The following is an 18,337-nucleotide window of genomic DNA, read 5'->3' as shown; positions in this document are numbered from 1 at the left end:
TCACCCGCACTCGGCCGCCCGGCGCCCCGCCCCGCTCACGTACTCCACACGCAGCCCGGCGTCCCCTTCGTGCAGCACGTACAACTGGCCGTCCCACGGCGCCCAGTACCGGGGCACGACATAGAGCCGGTCGCCCGAGACATGGAACAGCCGCAGCCCGGCGTACCGGAAGCGGTACGGGCTGCCCTCGACGGCGACGGCCGACACACAGCTGCCGTTCCCGCGGATGAGCAGGTCCTCCACGCTGAACACGACGACCGCCGGGAACTCGTCGGTCACCGTGGCGGTCGTCTCGGCGGCCCGTGCCTCGCCGATGATCACGGCGTACGCGTACACCGCCCAGAACAGCGAGACCACGGCCACGAGGAGGGCGGGTGCCCAGATCCGGGCCTGCTGCTGCCGGGGTACCTCGGTCACGCCGGGTTCGGGCCGGGTGCGGGCGTAGGCGCTGAGCAGCACACCGATGATCGCCGCCAGCGGGATGAGCAGGTCGAGCAGGCTCCGGGAGACGTAGTACAGCGGCACGAGGAGCAGCGCGGGGAGCCAGGCGTGCCGCAGGATCTTCAGTACGGGCTCGGCGCGGCCCGGATCGGCCTGGACCCTGCGGTGCAGCACCGCGGCCACCATCGTGGCGGCGGCCAGTGCGAGGACGGGAAAGTACAGGGCGTCCACGCTCCGCAGCAGGTAGTCGGCGGTGGACAGCCGGAACAGGGTGTCCCGCAGCCCGAGCGCCCGGGTCTCGGCGTCGGTGCTGGCCCAGCCGAAGTAGAAGAGCACGGCCGTGAAGAGGGAGAGGAGCGAGCCCGCGGTGCCGATGACTTCGAGCCAGTTGCGGGGCGGGGGAGCGGGCGCGGGTTCAGGGGGCTCAGGAGGAGGGGCAGGAGGGTCAGGGGGTTCGGGCTCCGGATCCGGGGGTGCGGTGCTCACGAGGACGACGACGTGCCGTCGCAGAGTTCGGCAGCGGGAGGCGAGCCCGTCACGCCGGGATCCTCGACGGTGAGGGCGTTCTCCTTGGTGGTCGTGGAGCCGTATACGAACGCGACGTCGACCGTCTTGGGGTAGGCGTCCAGCGTCGGGACCTCGGCGGTGAAGGAGAAGCCGTCGCTCTGCCGAGAGACGAGTTCGAGTCCGCCGCTGGAACGCTTGCCGTCGATGCAGAGCGTGGCGGAGATCAGGTCCTCGGTGCTGAAGTGGGCGCCGCTGACCGAGACGGTGATCCGCTCCCCGGGCCCGCCCGCGGTCACCTCGGTGATCCGGAAGGCACAGACCCCCGTCCCGTCACCTCCCGAGCCGCGCAACCGTACGGTGGCGGAAGGGTGTTGCGCGTGGAACCGCAGTGCCTCGCCGAGTACGGCGTGGGCGGCGACGCTCTTGCAACTGCCGAGCCGGCCTTCCGTTGCGGCGAAGTACTTGGCGGCCTCCTCCCAACTCCCGTTCTGGCCCTGGAGCGCCATGCACGCCTCGGCCAGGCCGTGCAGCACCTGCCACCGGAATCGGTCGTCCTCCTCGGTGGCCGACGCCTCCTCCGCCTTGATGACGCCCAGCGTGGCCGAGCACTTCCCGGGGGAGGCCCCGAGTTCGTCGTAGACGCTCTCGGGATCGGGCGATCGCTCAAGGTTGGGCGATTTCGGCCCGGGACGCAGCCAGGACGGCGGGTCCACGGGCTTGTTCGTGCTCGCCCCGTTGCCGCCCGAGACGTTTCCGCCGGAACCGTTCGATCCTCCCGACCCGTTCGAGCCTCCGGAAACGTTTCCTCCGGAGCCGCCCGAGCCGCCCGAGCCGCCCGAGCCGCCGGACCCACCGGAGCTTACCGACCCGCCCGAGCCCCCTGACCCGGAGTTGGCCCCGGCCCCCGACCCGCCGTCGCCGCCCTCGTCCGGCCGCCAGGTCGGCATATCGACCCCGCCCGGCTCCTCGGCCCCTCCGGTCTCCCCGCCGGTGAGCCCACCGCTGACCCTCGTGGAACCCCCGGAACCTCCGGACCCGCCCGACCGGTCGCCTTCCCCGCCCCCGCCGCAGGCCGCCGCCGTCCCCACGGCCAGCGTCCCCGCGACGAGCAGCCCCGTAATCCGCACCCCGAGTGAGATCGCCATGACAACCCCCGATGTCATCGCTTGTCATCGCTCCCGAAAGGGCTTCCCCCGAGAAGTCCCCCCATCATGGGCCCAAGCCGTCCGCCGAGGAAGACACTTGGGCCCGCCCCCTCCTCGATGCCGAGGAACGGGCGGGCCCAGCCGTGCCGTTCGGCCGCTACATCACCAGGGACAACAGCAGCACGATGGCACCGGCGACCACCGAGATGATCGTCTCCATCACCGACCAGGTCTTGATGGTCTGGCCGACGTCCAGACCGAAGTACTCCTTCACGAGCCAGAAACCGGCGTCGTTGACATGGCTGAAGAAGAGCGAGCCGGCGCCGATGGCGAGGACCAGCAGTGCCGTCTCGCCGGTGGACATGCCGGCCGCGAGCGGCGCGACCAGACCGGCCGCGGAGACCGTCGCCACCGTCGCCGAGCCCGTCGCCAGCCGGATCGCCACCGCGATCAGCCAGGCCAGCAGCAGCGCCGGGATCGACCAGTCCTCGGAGATGTCGAGGATCATCCGGCCCACGCCGGAGTCGATCAGCGTCTGCTTGAAGCCGCCGCCCGCGCCGACGATCAGCAGGATGCCGGCGATGGGCGCGAGCCCCTTCTCCACCAGCCCGGAGACCCGCTCCTTGCCGAACCCGGCGGGGCGCAGCAGCGTGAAGATGCCCACCAGAACGGATGCGAGCAGGGCGATCAGCGGGGAGCCGATGACGTCGAAGACGCGCTGCGTGATGTTCTCGGGGTCGTCGATAACGATGTCAACGAGCGCCTTGGACAGCATCAGGACGACCGGCAGCAGGATGGTGCCGAGGGTGGCGCCGAAGCCGGGTCGCTTCTCCAGTTCCGCCGAGGTGCGCGCGGGGATCATCCGGTCGGGGGCCGGGACGTCCACCCAGCGTGCGGCGTAGCGCGAGAAGAGCGGACCGGCGATGATCACCGTCGGGATGGCGACCAGGACGCCGAGCGCCAGCGTGACACCGAGGTTGGCGTCCACCGCGTCGATCGCGACCAGCGGCCCGGGGTGCGGCGGGACCAGCCCGTGCATCACGGACAGACCGGCCAGCGCCGGGATGCCGATGCGCATCAGGGAGTAGTTGCCCCGCTTGGCGACCATCAGCACGACCGGGATCAGCAGCACGACGCCGACCTCGAAGAACAGCGGCAGGCCGATCACGGAGGCGATCAGCACCATCGCCCAGGGCATGGAGCGTCCGCCCGCCCTGACGAGGATCGTGTCGACGATCTCGTCGGCGCCGCCGGAGTCGGCGAGCATCTTGCCGAGGATCGCGCCGAGGGCGATGAGCACGCCGACGCCGGCGACCGTGGCGCCCAGACCGGTGGTGAAGCTGACGATGGCCTTGTCGAGCGGGGCCCCGGCGAACGCGCCCAGGGCGAGGGACCCGATGGTCAGCGACAGGAAGGCGTGGAGCTTGAACTTGGTGATCAGCAGGACGATGACGGCGATGCCCGCCAGTACGGCGATGCCCAACTGGGCATGACCGGCCGAGGTGATGGGCTCGACGGGGTCCGCTGCCAGCATCTCGACACTGAGTCCGGTCACGGGGTTTCCCTTGCAGGTACGGGGGTGGGGGAGCGCGTGCGGGGGAGTTGTGCGGTCTACGCGGTCGGCTCGGAGAGCGCACGCAGGGCGGCGACGGACCGCTCGGTGATCTCCTCGGGGCTGCCGGCGACGTCGACCGTGACGCCCGCCTCGTCCGGCTGGAGCGGCTGGAGCGTGGCGAACTGGGAGTCGAGCAGCGCGGCCGGCATGAAGTGCCCCTGCCGGTGCGACATCCGGTCCTCGATGAGCGCGCGGTCGCCCGCGAGGTGCACGAAGACGACGTCCGGGGCAGCGGCCCGCAGCCGGTCCCGGTACGCCCGCTTCAGCGCCGAGCAGCTCACCACGCCGCCGAGCCCCGCCCGGCCGTGCGCCCAGGTGCCGATGGCGTCGAGCCAGGGCCACCGGTCCGCGTCGGTGAGCGGTGTACCGGCCGACATCTTGGCGATGTTGGCCGGCGGGTGGAAGTCGTCGCCCTCGGCGTACGGGACGCCGAGCCGGGCGGCGAGCAGAGAACCGATGGTGGTCTTGCCGGTGCCCGAGACGCCCATGACCACGACTACGGGGTTCTGCGGCTGCTGCATGCTGCTCTCGCTGTCTGCTGTCTTCGTCGACACATGATGTCGACGCCACTGAAACCGATTAGGTACGACGAATTCAAGACTCTGTGACAAATAAGTCTGACTTTTTGTTCCCGTGACGCTCCCCGTACGCTGTGTGCATGAGCACAACGGGCCGCGGGCTGCACGGCCGTGTACTGGAAACCCTCGGCCCCGCGATCACCGCCGGCGAGTACCCGCCTGGCAGCGTTCTGCGCACGGACGAACTGGCCCAGCAGTTCGATGTGTCCCGATCGGTGATGCGCGAGGCGGTCCGCGTCCTCGAATCGATGTACCTGGTCGAGTCCCGCCGCCGCGTCGGCGTCACGGTCCGCCCCAAGTCCGAGTGGAACGTCTACGACCCCCAGGTCATCCGCTGGCGCCTGGCCGGCACCGACCGCCCGCAGCAACTGCGCTCGCTCACCGTGCTGCGCTCGGCGATCGAACCGGTGGCCGCCGGCCTCGCCGCGCGGAACGCCACCGCGGAGCAGTGCGCGGAACTCACCGAGTGCGCCCTCGGCATGGTGGCCAACTCCCGCGGCCACCAACTGGAGGGCTACCTGTTCCACGACGTCGCCTTCCACCGGGTGATCCTCACCGCCTCGGGCAACGAGATGTTCGCCCGGCTCGGTGACGTCGTCGCCGAAGTCCTCGCCGGACGCACCCACCACGAGGTCATGTTCGAGGACCCCGACCCCGCCGCCGTCACCCTGCACGTCCGCCTCGCCGAGGCCGTCCGAGCCCGCGACGCGGCCGGCGCCGAGCAGCTCACCCGCGAGATCACCGTCGGCGCCCTCCAGGAGCTGGACATCCTCGCGCCCTGAAAAATCGCGCGCACCCAGGCACCCGCGGACGGTACGGTCCCCGCATGCCGGACGAAGACGGTTACTTCGGAGAGAAGATCGCGGCCACCTACGACACCTCGGAATCCGAGATGTTCCACCCGGACGTCGTCAAGGCGACCGTCGACGTCCTGGCCGACCTCGCCGGCGACGGCAGCGCCCTCGAACTCGCCGTCGGCACCGGCCGGATCGCCCTGCCGCTGGCCGCCCGCGGGGTCCCCGTGCACGGCATCGACATGTCCCGGGCCATGGTCGCCCGACTGCGGGCGAAACCCGGCGGAGACGGCATCGCCGTGACCATCGGCGACATCGCGACGACCCGGGTGGACGGCCGATTCACCGTCGCCTACCTCGTGTTCAACACCATCAACAACCTCACCACCCAGGACGCCCAGGTCGACTGCTTCCGCAACGCCGCCGCCCATCTGGCGCCCGGCGGCCGCTTCGTCGTCGAGGTGGGCGTACCCGAGCTGCGCAAGCTCCCGCCGGGCCAGACCGCGGTACCGTTCCGCATCACCCCCACCCAATGGGCGTTCGACACCTACGAGCCCGCCACCCAGGCCATGAGCAGCAACTACGTCACCATCGTCGACGGCCGCGCCGAGCACGAGTCGATCCCGTTCCGGTACGTGTGGCCCGCCGAACTCGACCTGATGGCCCGGCTCGCCGGACTCCGCCTCCACGCCCGCTGGGAGGACTGGTCAGGAGCCCCCTTCACCAACGAGAGCACCCGCCACGTGTCAATCTGGGAGAAGCCCGCGGACTAGTCGGAAAGCCCGTCGGAACCCCCGCCGACTAGTCGAGAAACTCCCCGTCCACGTACACCCACGCCCCGTCCACCCGCTCGAACCGGCTCCGCTCGTGCAGCGAACCGCCCCGGAACGACGCCCGGAACGTCACCGTGCCCGTGGTGTGGAACGCGGAGCCGTCCGTCGTAGCGAGGATCTCCAGGCCCGTCCAGCGCATCCCGGGGTCCAGGTCGAGCCGCGCGGGCCGGGTCCGCGGATGCCAGGTCCGCAGCAGATACCCGGCGTCCCCCTGCACGAAGGCGCTGTAGCGGGACCGCATCAGCGCCTCGGCGGTCGGCGCCGCGGCGGCACCGGTGTGGGAACGGCCGCAGCAGTCGTCGTAGGACGTGGGCAGGCCGCAGGGGCAGGTACGCGTGCTCATGGCGGCCATTCTGCTAGACGGCCGCGCGGGTCTCGGGCCCCGGCAGCGGGGGCAGCGCGGTGCCGTGCACCCACGCCTCGAACAGCTCGTCCAGCGGCTCGCTCGCGAAGCGGGCGACATGCGCCGCGAACGTCTGCGTGGTCACCGCCCCGCCCCGGTGCAGCCCCGCCCAGCCGCGCAGCATGCGGAAGAACGCCTCGTCGCCCATCGCGCAGCGCACCGCGTGCACGGTGAGCCCGCCGCGCTCGTACAGCCGGTCGTCGAACATCAGCTTGCGGCCGGGGTCGGACAGCCGCAGGTCCTGCGGCAGCCCCGCGAGCAACCGGTGCGCGGAGGCGGCGAGTTGCTGCGCGCTGCGCCCGCCCGAGCGCTCCGACCACAGCCACTCGGCGTACTTCGCGAACCCCTCGTTCAGCCAGATGTGCCGCCAGTTCGCGATCGACACACTGTTGCCGAACCACTGGTGCGCCAGCTCGTGCGCCACCAGCCGCTCCGAACCCCGCGCCCCGTCCACGTGGTTGGCGCCGAACAGCGACAACCCCTGTGCCTCGACGGGCACATCGAGCTCCTCCTCGGTCACCACCACCGCGTAACCGTCGAACGGGTACGGCCCGAACAGCTCCTGGAACACCTCCATCATCCGCGGCTGACGCGCGAAGTCCCGGGAGAACTGCGGCAGCAGTTGCGCCGGGATGTGCCCGTGCTGCGGCACCCCGCCCGGTCCCGGATCGCCCAGCAGCACCGTCTGGTACTTGCCGATCGACAGCCCCACCAGATAGCTCGACGTCGGCGCCGCCTGCTCGTACACCCAGGTCGTCGTCGAGGCCTTCGCCGTCCGGGTCAGCAGCCGGCCGCCCGCCACCACCGCGTACGCCGACGGCGTGGTGACCGAGATCTGGTACGACGCCTTGTCGGCGGGCCGGTCGTTGCACGGGTACCACGAGGGCGCCCCGACCGGCTGGCTCGCCACCAGCGCCCCGTCCGCCAGCTCCTCCCAGCCGAGCCCGCCCCACGGACTGTTCACCGGCTTCGGATTGCCCGACCAGTGCACCTCCACGGTGAACGCGGCCCCCGCCCGCACCGGCTTCGCGGGCCGGATCCGCAGCCGGCCGCCGCGATGCGTGTAGTGCGGCTGCCGCCCCTCCACCCGCACCCGCCCGACCCGGAAGTCCGCCAGGTTCAACTGGAACTCCGCCAGCGGCGCCCGGCCCGCTATGGCGTTGATCCGGGCCGTCCCCGACAGCCGGTTCGGCCCCGGCCGGTAGTCCAGCGCCAGCTCGTAGCGGTGCACCCGGTAACGGGGATCACCGTTGTCGGGAAAATACGGGTCCGCTCCCACGGACTGCTGAACGGCCACTGCTGCGTCTGCTCCTCGCGCCGAGCTCGTACGACGTCCATCGTCCCCCGACGCCGTACGAACACGCTCTAGCGACGCCATGCCTCGATCGGGTTGCCCAGCCAGCGCGTGTCGTCGGGGACGGACTCCGCCGCCATCACCAGCGACGCGGGACCCAGCGTGGTGCGGGCCCCGACCGTGCTGCCGGGCAGGACGATTCCGCCAGGGCCGAGCGTCGCGCCCTCACGGAGGACCACAGTATCCGTCCGCAAGATCCGGTCGTGGAAGAGGTGCGTCTGGAGCACACAGCCGCGGTTCACCGTCGCCGCGTCGCCGAGCGTCACCAGATCCGTCTCCGGCAGCCAGTAGCTCTCCACCCACGCACCCCGGCCGATCCGTGCCCCCAGCCCCCGCAGCCACGCCGTCATCAGCGGCGTACCCGGCACCGCGCCCGCCAGCCATGGCACCGCCAGCACCTCGACGAACGTGTCCGCCAGCTCGTTGCGCCACACGAAGCCGCTCCACAGCGGATGCTCCCCGCTGCGATGCCGCCCCACCAGCACCCACTTGGCGACGACCGACACCAGCCCCGCGAGCCCGCCCGCCGCGACCAGCACGACCCCGCCCAGCAGCCAGGCCCAGCCGCCCAGCGCACACAGCGCCGCCACCGTCACCACCGCCAGCGCCGCCGAACAGAACACCGGGACGATCCGGCACAGCTCCACCGTCCCGCGCGCCCACAGCAGCCGCGCCGGCGGATCGTAGGTCCGGCTCTGGTCGCCGCCCCGCGCACTGCGCGGCAGCTTCACCGGTGGCAGCCCCAGGTACGAGGTGCCCTTCTTGGCCTTCTTAGGCGTCGCCGACAGCACCCCGACCAGCCCGCCGTCCGGCACCGACCGCCCCGGCGCGGTCATCCCCGAGTTGCCGAGGAACGCCCGCCGCCCGATCTCCGCCCTGCCGATCCGCACCCAGCCGCCCCCGAGCTCGTACGGCGCCGTCAGCGTGTCGTCGGCCAGGAACGCGCCCTCGCCGACCGTCGTCAGGCTCGGCAGGGCCAGCACCGTCGACACCTCCGCGCCCCGCCCGACCCGCATCCCGAGCAGCCGCAGCCACACCGGCGTGACCAGCCCCGCATACAGCGGGAACAGCACCTCCCGCGAGCGGTCCATCAACTGCGTCACGGTCCACGCCTGCCAGCCGGACCTGCTGTGCGTGGGATACGTCCCCTCGCGCAGCCCCAGGCTGAGCAGCCGCACCCCGGCCAGGATCAGCAGCGCGTACGCCAGCCCGAAGGCGAGCGTCGCCGGCACCACCGCCAGCACGGCACCCCGCAGCGGAGCGTCCGCGTCGACGAACGGGTACGCCACCAGCAGCGCCGCCCCGCCCGCGAGCACCGGCAGCGCGCTCAGCGCCAGCCCGCTCACGCCGTACATGCCCCGCCAGTACGCCCCGCGCGGCGGCCGCTCCTTGGGCCAGTTCCGCTTGGCCCTGCCCAGCTTCACCGCGGGCGCGCCCGCCCAGCGCTGACCGGTGGGCACCTGGCCGGTGACCGCCGAACCCGGCGCCACCTCGGCCCGCTTGCCGACCCGGGCACCGGGGAAGAGCATGCTGCGCGTCCCGACGACCGCGTGCGCGCCCACCTTCACCGCGCCGATCTCCAGCCGGTCGCCGTCCAGCCAGTACCCCGACAGATCCACCTCGGACTCCACGGCGGCGCCCCGGCCCAGCTTGAGCATGCCGGTCACCGGCGGCAGCGAGTGCAGGTCCACGTCCGGACCGACCTTGGCGCCCAGCGCCCGCGCGTACCGCTCCAGCCACGACCCGGTCAGCGAGGTCGCCCCGCTGAACTCGGCCAGCCGCTCCGCCGTCCACAGTCGCAGGTGCACGCCGCCGCCCCGGGCGTACCGCCCCGGCCGCAGGCCCCGCAGCAGCAGCCGCGCCCCGCCCGCCGCGAGCGCGAGCCGCCCCGGCGGGCTGAAGAGCAGCAGCGCCCCGGCCGCGAGCGCCCACCAAGGAGCGGTCGGCAGCCAGGCGTACCCGGGCAGGAGGTTCCCGACGGCCGCCAGCGGCACCATCCAGCGCAGCCCGAGCAGCGTGAACAACGGCACGAGAACGAGGAGCTGGACCGCCTGCGCCCGTCTGGGCACGGGCGCCACGGTCCGCCGGGCGCCGTCGTCCTGCGCCGACTCCTCAAGACGCCGGGCCAGCTTCCGCAGGGTCGGCTGCTGGTAGATGTCGAGGACGGCCGCGCTCGGGTAGCGGGTGCGCAGCCGGGTCGTCAGCTGCGCGGCGGCCAGGCTGCTCCCGCCGATCGCGAAGAAGTCGTCCCGCGCGCTGCCGACCGGGATGCCCAGCACCTCGGCCCACTGCTCGGCGAGCCAGGCCTCCGTGCCGTACAACTGCTCGGCGGCGGGGGTTTCCAGGTTCTCCAGCGGCCACGGCAGGGCATTGCGGTCCACCTTGCCGCTGGTTCGCGTCGGCAGCTCCGCGACCGGCGCGAGCAGCGGTACCAGTGCGGCGGGCAGCTCGGCGCGCAGCTTCTCCACGGCCACCGCGTGGTCCCAGCCGTCCTGGGTGACGACATAGCCGACGAGGAGCTGGTTGCCGCTGCGGGCGGTCCGTACGGCCGCCGCGGCCCCGGCGACGCCGGGCAGCGCCTGGAGCGCCGCGTCCACCTCGCCCAGCTCGATCCGCCGCCCGCCGAGCTTGATCTGCTCGTCGGCCCGCCCGAGGAAGACCAGCCCCTCCGGCTCGGCCCGCACCAGGTCACCGCTGCGGTACGCCCGCTCCCAGCCCAGCGAGGCGAGCGGCGCGTACTTCTCCGCGTCCTTCTCCGCGTCCAGGTAGCGGGCGAGCCCCACCCCGCCGATCACCAACTGCCCGCTGGCACCCATCGCGACCGGTTCCCCGGCCTCGTCGACGACCGCCAGCTCCCAGCCGTTCAGCGGCAGCCCGATCCGGATCGGCTCCTCGCCCGACATCAGCGACGCGCAGGCCACGACGGTCGCCTCGGTGGGCCCGTACGTGTTCCACACCTCCCGCCCCTCGGTCACCAGCCGCTGCGCCAGCTCCGGCGGGCACGCCTCCCCGCCGAAGATCAGCAGCCGTACGTCGGCCAGCGCCTCCGGCTCCCACAGCGCGGCCAGCGTGGGCACGGTCGACACGACGCTGATCTCCTGCTCCACCAGCCAGGGCCCCAGGTCGGCCCCGCTGCGCACCTGGGAGCGGGGCACCGGCACCAGACAGGCCCCGTACCGCCAGGCCAGCCACATCTCCTCGCAGGACGCGTCGAACGCGACGGACAGCCCCGCCATGACCCGGTCGCCGGGCCCGACCGGGTCCTCGGTGAGGAACAGCGCGGCCTCGGCGTCCACGAACGCGGCAGCGCTCCCGTGCGTGACGGCGACACCCTTCGGCTTTCCCGTCGAACCGGAGGTGAAGATGATCCAGGCGTCGTTCCCGACACCGGGGCGGGCGGCGGGAGCACCGCGGTCGCCGTATACGGCGATCTCGTGCCCGGCCCCGACCACGGCCCGCACCTCCGCCTCCCCGAACACCAGCTCGGCCCGCTCGTCGGGGTCCTCGGCGTCGACGGGAACGTAGGCGGCACCGGCCGCGAGCACGGCCAGGATCGCCACGTAGAGGTCGTTGGTGCCGGACGGCACCCGCACCCCCACCCGGTCGCCGAGCCCCACCCCCGCGCCGTCCAGCCGCCGCCGCAGCCGCTCCACCTCGGCGGCCAGCGCCCGGTAGGTCAGCCGGGTCGTCCCGTCGTCCAGGGCGAACTCGTCCGGATACGAGCGCACGGAGGCGTCGAAGACATCGACGAGCGTGCGCGGAGAGGCCGCCTGACCTCCGGAGAAACGTGCCGTGTCGCCGAACCGCTCGCGGATCTCTTCGTCGAGCAGACCGAGAGCACTGCTCTCGTGTGTGGCTGCCATCGGGTCCTCGCGTCTCGATCCCGGAAGCCCGGGGTGCTGGCGGGCCCGCAGGTCTGCCTGGGGTTGTCCGGCTCCAGCTCCGTAACAAGCCGGAAATTTTAGTACGACGCTAGGTTCGCCCCCCGGGCCTCGCCACCCGTGAGGGCCGTTCGGAGACTCCTGGGGCGCGGCTGACCTGCTGCTCCTCGGACCGGAGAGACATAGCCCACACAACGGCGAGGGCCGTGACCTCGCGGTCACGGCCCTCGCCGATCGATGTGTCCGAGGGGGGACTTGAACCCCCACGCCCGATAAAGGGCACTAGCACCTCAAGCTAGCGCGTCTGCCATTCCGCCACCCGGACAAGGTGTCTGTCGTGCGGGGGTTTCCGTGCGGCTTCCCTCGCGGCGACATGGAAAACATTACCAGGCTTTCGAGGGTGGTCGATCACCCCCCGGTCCCCGTGTGAACGGCACGTGACCGGCCGGTCCCGGTCTTGGGCCGGGACCGGCCGGGGGAGGAGGATGAGGGGGACCCACCAGCAGTGACAGCGGGAGGAACCAGCGTGAGCGGGACGGACACGGCCAGGAACGTCACCGGCGAGGACGAGGTCGTGGACCTCTGCCGCGAGCTGATCCAGATCGACACCAGCAACTACGGGGACCACTCGGGGCCGGGGGAGCGCAAGGCCGCCGAGTACGTGGCCGAGAAGCTCGCCGAGGTGGGGCTCGAACCGCGGATCATCGAGTCGCACAAGGGCAGGGCCTCCACGGTGGCCCGGATCGCGGGCGAGGACCCCACGCGGCCCGCGCTCCTCATCCACGGCCACACCGACGTCGTACCGGCGAACGCCGCCGACTGGACCCACCACCCCTTCTCCGGTGAGATCGCCGACGGGTGCGTGTGGGGGCGCGGCGCGGTCGACATGAAGGACATGGACGCGATGACCCTCGCGGTCGTCCGCGACCGGCTGCGCAGCGGACGCAGGCCGCCGCGCGACATCGTCCTCGCCTTCCTTGCCGACGAGGAGGCGGGCGGCACGTACGGCGCCCGGTACCTCGTCGACAAGCACCCGGACCTTTTCGAGGGCGTCACCGAGGCGATCGGCGAGGTCGGCGGGTTCTCCTTCACCGTCAACGAGAACCTGCGGCTGTACCTGGTGGAGACCGCGCAGAAGGGCATGCACTGGATGCGGCTCACCGTGGACGGCACCGCCGGCCACGGCTCGATGACCAACACCGACAACGCCATCACCGAGCTGTGCGAGGCCGTCGGCCGGCTCGGCCGGCACACCTGGCCGGTGCGGGTGACGAAGACCGTACGGTCCTTCCTCGACGAACTCTCCGACGCCCTCGGCACCGAGCTCGACCCGGAGAACATGGACGAGACCCTCGCCAAGCTGGGCGGCATCGCCAAGATGGTCGGCGCCACGCTGCGCAACTCCGCGGCCCCCACCATGCTCGGCGCCGGCTACAAGGTCAACGTCATCCCCGGCCAGGCCACCGCCCACGTCGACGGCCGCTTCCTGCCCGGTTACGAGGAGGAGTTCCTCGCCGACCTCGACCGCATTCTCGGCCCGCGCGTCCGGCGCGAGGACGTGCACGGCGACAAGGCGCTGGAGACCGACTTCGACGGCAAGCTGGTCGACGCCATGCAGGGCGCCCTGAGCGCCGAGGACCCGATCGCCCGGGCCGTGCCGTACATGCTCTCCGGCGGCACCGACGCCAAGTCCTTCGACGACCTCGGCATCCGCTGCTTCGGCTTCGCACCGCTCCAGCTGCCCCCGGAGCTGGACTTCGCCGGCATGTTCCACGGGGTCGACGAGCGGGTGCCGGTGGAGGGACTGAAGTTCGGCGTGCGGGTGCTCGACCGGTTCCTCGACGCGTCCTGAATCCGTCCTGAATCCGCCCACTGAAACGAAACTTCAATAATCGTCCGCCCGTGCGGAATTGACTGAGAAGAGTGAATGCGACCATAAGCTCGTAGCTCCAATAGTCCCTCCTCGTTACTGGTGATGCGATCCGTTGCTTGGGATCGCATTGCCAACAAGGAGGAATAATGATCAAGAAGGTCGTCGCTGCTGCGGCTGCCACTGGTGGTCTGGTTCTCGCGGGTGCGGGCATGGCCGTCGCCGACGCCGGTGCTCAGGGTGCCGCCGTGCACTCCCCGGGTGTTCTGTCCGGCAACGTCGTTCAGGTTCCCGTGCACGTCCCGGTGAACGTCTGCGGCAACACGGTCTCCGTGATCGGGCTGCTGAACCCCGCCTTCGGCAACACCTGCATCAACCAGTGACGCTTCCTTTCTGAGGTTTCGTCACGGCACCGTCGGTCCCGGAGCGCGCGCCATGCGTTCCGGGACCGACCGGTCTTTTCGCGTGGTTCCAGAGGGGGAAGGCAGGAATTCAGCAATGCGACAGGTCACCCGCAAGGGCCTGATGACCGTGGCCGCCGCGACCGGCGTGATCGCCGCGGCCGGCGGCACCGCCCACGCCGACTCGGGCGCGAGCGGCTCCAGTTCCAACTCGCCCGGCGTCCTGTCGGGCAACACCGTGCAGGCGCCGGTCCACGCGCCGGTGAACGCCTGCGGCAACAGCGTCAACGTCGTCGGGGTCCTCAACCCGGCGTTCGGCAACACCTGCGTCAACCACAGGGGCGGCTCGCAGGGGGGTCACGGAGGCTACGGCGACTCCGGCGGCGGCTCCGGGGGCGCGCACTCCGGCGGACACGCCACCGACTCGCCCGGCATCGGATCCGGCAACCATGTCGAGGTTCCGGTGCACGCGCCCGTGAACGTCTGCGGCAACAGCGTCAACGTCGTCGGGATCGGCAACTACACGACGGACAACGACTGCTCCAACGGGGGCGGCCCGGGCGGCGGTTCGGGCGGCGATTCCGGCGGGGGGAACCACACTCCGCCCGGGACGGGGGAGCAGCCGGGCGGTCCCGGGAACCCGGGGGGGCCGGAGAATCCGGGCAACCCCGGCCATCCCGACAACCCCGGCACCCCTGGCAACCCGAGCAACCCGGGTGTCCCGGGCAACCCGGTGGAGCCCCCGCGCTCCGACGTCCCCGGTACGCCGGGCGTCACCCCGGACGGCCCGGGAACCCCTGGTGTCCCGCCCGCCTCGGGGGTTCTGATCCCGGACGGTTCCTCGTCGGCCGACCGGCCCGGAGCCCACTCCGCCACCCAGCCCCAGGGCGGCGCGGCGCTGGCCGCCACCGGCAGTGAGCTGCCGCTGGGCCTCGCCCTCCCCGTGGGCGCGGGCGCGCTGCTCGCGGGCGCGGTGCTCTACCGCAAGGCGCGGGCCTCGGCGTAGCGAACCGGACACGGTACGGAGCGGGCCCCGCCTCGCGCGGGGCCCGCTCCGTCTCCGGCCGTCCTGCTCACCAGGTGGCGCGCACCTGGCGGATGATCCTCCGGCGCAGCCGCACCTTGCGGCTTCCGTCGCGCAGCAGGCTCAGTCGGTCCAATTCCCAGTGTCCGTACTCGGCGTGGTCCGTCAGCAGGCGTGTGGCGTCCTTGCGGGAGACCCCGCGCGGTACGTACACGTCGACAAATTCGTATTCCGGCATCGCATCTATTGTGCGGGCTGGGGCCCGGTACGGATAGCGTCTGCACTATGTCTGATGCTGCGCAGCCCACAGCTGCCGAGGTACGCGCCGCCGCTGAGGCGGTCAAGACCGCGCTCGACCGCCACCTGGCCGCGGTCGAACGCAGGTCGGGCGAGGACGACCCGGCCGTCTACGAGGCGTTCAACGAGCTGGCCACGGCCGCGGAGGCGTACGACGAGCTGCTCTACGACCGCTACGACGAGGTCACGCCCTTCGAGATCCCGGGGTCGGACGACGCCCTGCCGCCGTACACCGGGCCCGAGGAACCCAGCGCGCTGAGCGTCCTGATCCGCCGCGACTACGCCGTGGCGGAACCGCAGCGGCTGATGGCGCAGGCCCAGCGGGTGGAGGCGGCGGACTACGACGAGGGCGCGGACGGCGAGGTCTCCGGCACGGTCCACGGGGCGCTGGGCATCCTGTTCGGCGAGTTCGAGCCGGACGAGATCGCCTCCCGGCACAAGGAGTTCGGCCTTGAGGAGGGCGACTCCACGCTGTGGGTGACCGCGGCGGACGAGCCGGCCGACCCCGGCGAATGGCTGGAGGCGCCGTTCGAGCAGACCGACCCGCAGCGGGTGGTGTGCCGCTTCGACGTCAGCGCGGTCTTCGACGACGACCTCGACGCGGAGGACTCCGTGGACGAGACCGAGGACGTCGAGGACGTCGAGGACGTCGAGGACGTGGACGACGACCTCGACGAGGATCTGGACGCGGACCTGGACGAGGACGAGGACCTGGAGCCGCTGGACGTGGAAGGCAGGCGCTGACCGGACGCGTCCACCGGCGCGAGGGCGGCGGACCGGAGCAGACACTCCGGTCCGCCGCCCTCGTCGTATCCGCTACCGCGCGCTACTGGGCGGTGGCGGGCACCTGCGGGGCGAGCAGGGCCGGCAGGCGGGTCGTGCGCGGCTTGGCCGGGACCTCGGCCACGGCCCTGGCCAGCGCCTGTTCCACGCCGTGCACCACGGACAGATGCCGCTCGGCCCGCCCGAACGCCGTGTACACCCACGGTCTGCTGAGCGCCGCCGCCGCGTCCCCGGGGAGCACGACCACCACCGCGGGCCACCGGCCGCCCACGGCCTGGTGCGCGGTGAGCGCCCAGCCGTGCCGCACGGTCCGCTCCACCCGCTCCTTCGGTACGACGACGGAGGCGCCCGCACACGACAGGTGCAGCCCGTCGGCGTCGGCCTTCACCACCCGGCCGGGCACCGTGCGTCCCGGCGCGGGGGAGTAGGCGACCCGGTCGCCGGGGTCGAAGCCGCCGAACCGGCCGGGCCCCGGGTTGAGCCGCTCCTTCAGCGCCGCGTTCAGCGCACGGGTGCCGGCCGCACCGCCGTGCCCTGGAGTGATCACCTGCGTCTCCTCGGCCGGCACCCCGATCGCCCGGGGCACCGAGTCCGCGACGAGCTGCACGGTCCGGTGCACGGCCTCGCCCGCGTCCCGCACGGGCACGATCACGACCTCCTTGCCGGGGGCCTCGACCTGGGTCAGCTCGCCGATGCCGACCCCGGAGACCAGCTCGCCCAGCGGACCGGGGTCCGGCCGCCGGGAGGCGACCTGCGGGCAGACCCGCGCCGCCAGCAGGTCCGCGAACACCCGCCCCGGGCCCGCCGACCACAGCACGCCCGGGTCCCCGGACAGCACCAGCCGGGCCCCGTCCGGCAGCGACTCCGCGAGCAGCGCCCCCGTCTCGACGTCGAGCTGGGGCGCGTCGAGCACGACGAGGAGGTCGAGGTCCAGCGCTCCGTCGGCGTCCCGCCCGGGCCCCTCGGCGCCGGACAGGAGTCCGCTCACGGTGGCCACGCCCGGGCCGTCCCCGACGAGCGCCGCGCACCGGTCCCGGCCCAGCGGGCCGTGGGCGGCGGCCCAGGCGCGTACGCCGAGACCGTCGGCCGCGCGCAGCAGCGCCGCCGGTTCGGCCAGGGCGGCGGCCCCACCGGTGTGCAGGACCAGCCCGTGCCCCGCGACGGCGCGGATCAGGTCAGCGGCGGAACCCTCGGCCGCGGCAGCGGCGGCCTCCCACTGCTCCGCCGAACCGTCCTGCTTGGGCACCGAGTTGACGAGCCGGCCCAGGCCGTCGGCGAGGCTCTCCTCGGCGAGGGCGTACCGTTCGAGCCCGACGAGGATCCGCACCGGGCGCGCCTCGTCCTCGTCCTCCTCCCCGTCCGCCTCGGCCGGGGCGCCGTCCAGGGCGTCCTGGAAGACCAGCGCCTCGCCCTCGGCGATCGCGCTCTGCACGGCCGCGTCCGGATCCGGCACGCCCTGCCGCTGGAGCGCCGCGGTGAGTGTCGGCATCTCCAGCGCGGTGTGCCCGGCGACGGCGGCCTGCTCCAACAGCCAGCCGGTGACGGCCCGCCCGCGCCGCTCGTCGTCCGGCCGGCACTCCGCCCCGAGCAGCGCCCGCGCGAACCCGTCGGCCTGCTCGGGCCGCACGCCGCCGACCCGCAGCAACTGCCAGGGATCGGACCGCAGCCGGTCCTCGGCGCCCTCTCCGAGAGCGGCGGCGACCTGCGACGCGAGGGTGTCGGGAGCGCCCCCCTCGACCAGCACGCGCCGCACGCCCTCGACGGCCTCCGGCGCGGGGGCCGGGGGAGCGTCGACCGCCACGGGCTGCGCCCGGCGCACCGGCTCCGGAGCGGGCCGCCGCGGCGCGGGGGGCTCGCTGAAGACGGTGGCCGCGGGCTTCGCACCGCTCTCCACGGCCCGAACGGCGGCCAGCAGATCGGCAGCCGTGCCACTGAGCTTGGCGCCGGCCTCGACGGGGCTCTTCTTCTCGGCCTTCCGCCGCGCGATCCGCTCCCGCTCCACCCGCTGCGCGGCAAGCTCGGCCTCGGCCTCGGACAACTGGGCCCCGCCGCCCGCGTCCTCCTGTCCCGCCCCTGCGCCGTCGCTTCCGTCGGGCTGGGCCACCCGGCCCGTCCCTTCGCTCCCGGCATCCGGCACCGCACCGACGCCGTCGGCCCCGACGGCCTGTCCGCCGCCAGACCCGGCCGCTACGTCCACACGGTCGCCGCCGGTCGGCCGGGCCACGTGGTCTTCGTCGACTGCGCTCGCCCGGGCCGTGTCCGTGCTGCTGGCGTCCGGGGCGGTGCCTGTGCTGTCGGCTTCGGCGTCCCGGCCCCCGTCAGTCCCGGCTGCCTCGGGTGCGTTGCTTCCCGCGTCGGCTGCCGTTCGGGCCGTGTCCGTGCTGCCGGCGTCCGGGGCGGTGCCCGTGCTG

15 protein-coding genes and 1 tRNA gene are annotated in these 18,337 nt (G+C 72.7%); 6 read left to right on the top strand and 10 right to left on the bottom strand.

The window, feature by feature from the left end; translation table 11 throughout:
• The 4 genes from ICC28_RS04795 to ICC28_RS04780 all read right to left on the bottom strand — a co-directional run bounded on the left by ICC28_RS04795 (position 1) and on the right by ICC28_RS04780 (position 4,229).
• Positions 1 to 927: a hypothetical protein gene (locus tag ICC28_RS04795; protein WP_188287110.1), complete on the bottom strand. Its 927-nt coding sequence runs from the start codon at positions 925 to 927 to the stop codon at positions 1 to 3.
• On the bottom strand, positions 924 to 1,661 hold the full coding sequence (locus ICC28_RS04790) for a hypothetical protein (RefSeq protein WP_188287109.1): 738 nt from the start codon (positions 1,659 to 1,661) through the stop codon (positions 924 to 926). The genes ICC28_RS04795 and ICC28_RS04790 overlap by 4 nt, the downstream gene beginning before the upstream one ends.
• Positions 1,662 to 2,250: 589 nt before the next feature.
• Positions 2,251 to 3,648 carry a GntP family permease gene (locus ICC28_RS04785; RefSeq protein WP_188287108.1) on the bottom strand — a complete coding sequence of 466 codons (1,398 nt, stop codon included), beginning with the start codon at positions 3,646 to 3,648 and terminating at the stop codon, positions 2,251 to 2,253.
• A 56-nt stretch (positions 3,649 to 3,704) separates the two neighbouring features.
• Positions 3,705 to 4,229 carry a gluconokinase gene (locus ICC28_RS04780; protein ID WP_188287107.1) on the bottom strand — a complete coding sequence of 175 codons (525 nt, stop codon included), beginning with the start codon at positions 4,227 to 4,229 and terminating at the stop codon, positions 3,705 to 3,707.
• 137 nt (positions 4,230 to 4,366) lie between these two features.
• Here ICC28_RS04780 and ICC28_RS04775 point away from each other — a divergent pair, with 137 nt between their 5' ends.
• Together ICC28_RS04775 and ICC28_RS04770 are read left to right on the top strand one after the other, a co-directional pair.
• Positions 4,367 to 5,068: a FadR/GntR family transcriptional regulator gene (locus ICC28_RS04775; protein WP_188287106.1), complete on the top strand. Its 702-nt coding sequence runs from the start codon at positions 4,367 to 4,369 to the stop codon at positions 5,066 to 5,068.
• A gap of 44 nt (positions 5,069 to 5,112) precedes the next feature.
• Positions 5,113 to 5,853, top strand: a complete 741-nt coding sequence (locus ICC28_RS04770; RefSeq protein WP_188287105.1) for a class I SAM-dependent DNA methyltransferase — start codon at positions 5,113 to 5,115, stop codon at positions 5,851 to 5,853.
• Positions 5,854 to 5,881: 28 nt separating this feature from the next.
• On the opposite strand, the gene ICC28_RS04765 is transcribed toward ICC28_RS04770, so the two are convergent.
• The 4 genes from ICC28_RS04765 to ICC28_RS04750 form a co-directional block, all read right to left on the bottom strand.
• Positions 5,882 to 6,256 carry a YchJ family protein gene (locus tag ICC28_RS04765; RefSeq protein WP_188287104.1) on the bottom strand — a complete coding sequence of 125 codons (375 nt, stop codon included), beginning with the start codon at positions 6,254 to 6,256 and terminating at the stop codon, positions 5,882 to 5,884.
• Positions 6,257 to 6,269: 13 nt separating this feature from the next.
• Positions 6,270 to 7,613 (bottom strand): M1 family metallopeptidase, encoded by a 1,344-nt coding sequence (locus ICC28_RS04760; RefSeq protein ID WP_188287103.1) that lies wholly within the window; start codon positions 7,611 to 7,613, stop codon positions 6,270 to 6,272.
• 68 nt (positions 7,614 to 7,681) lie between these two features.
• Positions 7,682 to 11,533, bottom strand: coding sequence for a Pls/PosA family non-ribosomal peptide synthetase (locus tag ICC28_RS04755; protein WP_188287102.1), 3,852 nt, complete (start codon positions 11,531 to 11,533; stop codon positions 7,682 to 7,684).
• A gap of 258 nt (positions 11,534 to 11,791) precedes the next feature.
• Positions 11,792 to 11,876, bottom strand: a tRNA-Leu gene (locus ICC28_RS04750).
• Between the two features lie 201 nt (positions 11,877 to 12,077).
• Between ICC28_RS04750 and ICC28_RS04745 the strand changes: the two genes are divergently transcribed.
• The 3 genes from ICC28_RS04745 (at position 12,078) to ICC28_RS04735 (ending at position 14,828) form a co-directional block, all read left to right on the top strand.
• Positions 12,078 to 13,403, top strand: coding sequence for a M20/M25/M40 family metallo-hydrolase (locus ICC28_RS04745; RefSeq protein ID WP_188287101.1), 1,326 nt, complete (start codon positions 12,078 to 12,080; stop codon positions 13,401 to 13,403).
• Positions 13,404 to 13,570: 167 nt separating this feature from the next.
• Positions 13,571 to 13,804: a chaplin ChpH gene (gene chpH, locus ICC28_RS04740; protein ID WP_188287100.1), complete on the top strand. Its 234-nt coding sequence runs from the start codon at positions 13,571 to 13,573 to the stop codon at positions 13,802 to 13,804.
• Between the two features lie 115 nt (positions 13,805 to 13,919).
• Positions 13,920 to 14,828, top strand: coding sequence for a chaplin (locus ICC28_RS04735; RefSeq protein ID WP_188287099.1), 909 nt, complete (start codon positions 13,920 to 13,922; stop codon positions 14,826 to 14,828).
• A gap of 67 nt (positions 14,829 to 14,895) precedes the next feature.
• Here the strand turns inward: ICC28_RS04735 and ICC28_RS04730 are convergent, their stop codons facing one another.
• Positions 14,896 to 15,084, bottom strand: coding sequence for a DUF5703 family protein (locus ICC28_RS04730; protein WP_030053310.1), 189 nt, complete (start codon positions 15,082 to 15,084; stop codon positions 14,896 to 14,898).
• Positions 15,085 to 15,131: 47 nt separating this feature from the next.
• On the opposite strand from ICC28_RS04730, the gene ICC28_RS04725 reads away from it, so the two are divergent.
• Positions 15,132 to 15,887: a hypothetical protein gene (locus ICC28_RS04725; protein ID WP_188287098.1), complete on the top strand. Its 756-nt coding sequence runs from the start codon at positions 15,132 to 15,134 to the stop codon at positions 15,885 to 15,887.
• An 82-nt stretch (positions 15,888 to 15,969) separates the two neighbouring features.
• On the opposite strand, the gene ICC28_RS04720 is transcribed toward ICC28_RS04725, so the two are convergent.
• Complete coding sequence (locus tag ICC28_RS04720; protein WP_188287255.1) at positions 15,970 to 18,150, bottom strand: helix-hairpin-helix domain-containing protein; 2,181 nt, start codon at positions 18,148 to 18,150, stop codon at positions 15,970 to 15,972.
• Between the last annotated feature and the right edge of the window lie 187 nt (positions 18,151 to 18,337).

It is taken from the genome of Streptomyces sp. TRM68416, from assembly GCF_014596915.1.
Lineage (GTDB): Bacteria > Actinomycetota > Actinomycetes > Streptomycetales > Streptomycetaceae > Streptomyces.
This window is presented reverse-complemented; position numbering and strand designations above follow the sequence as displayed.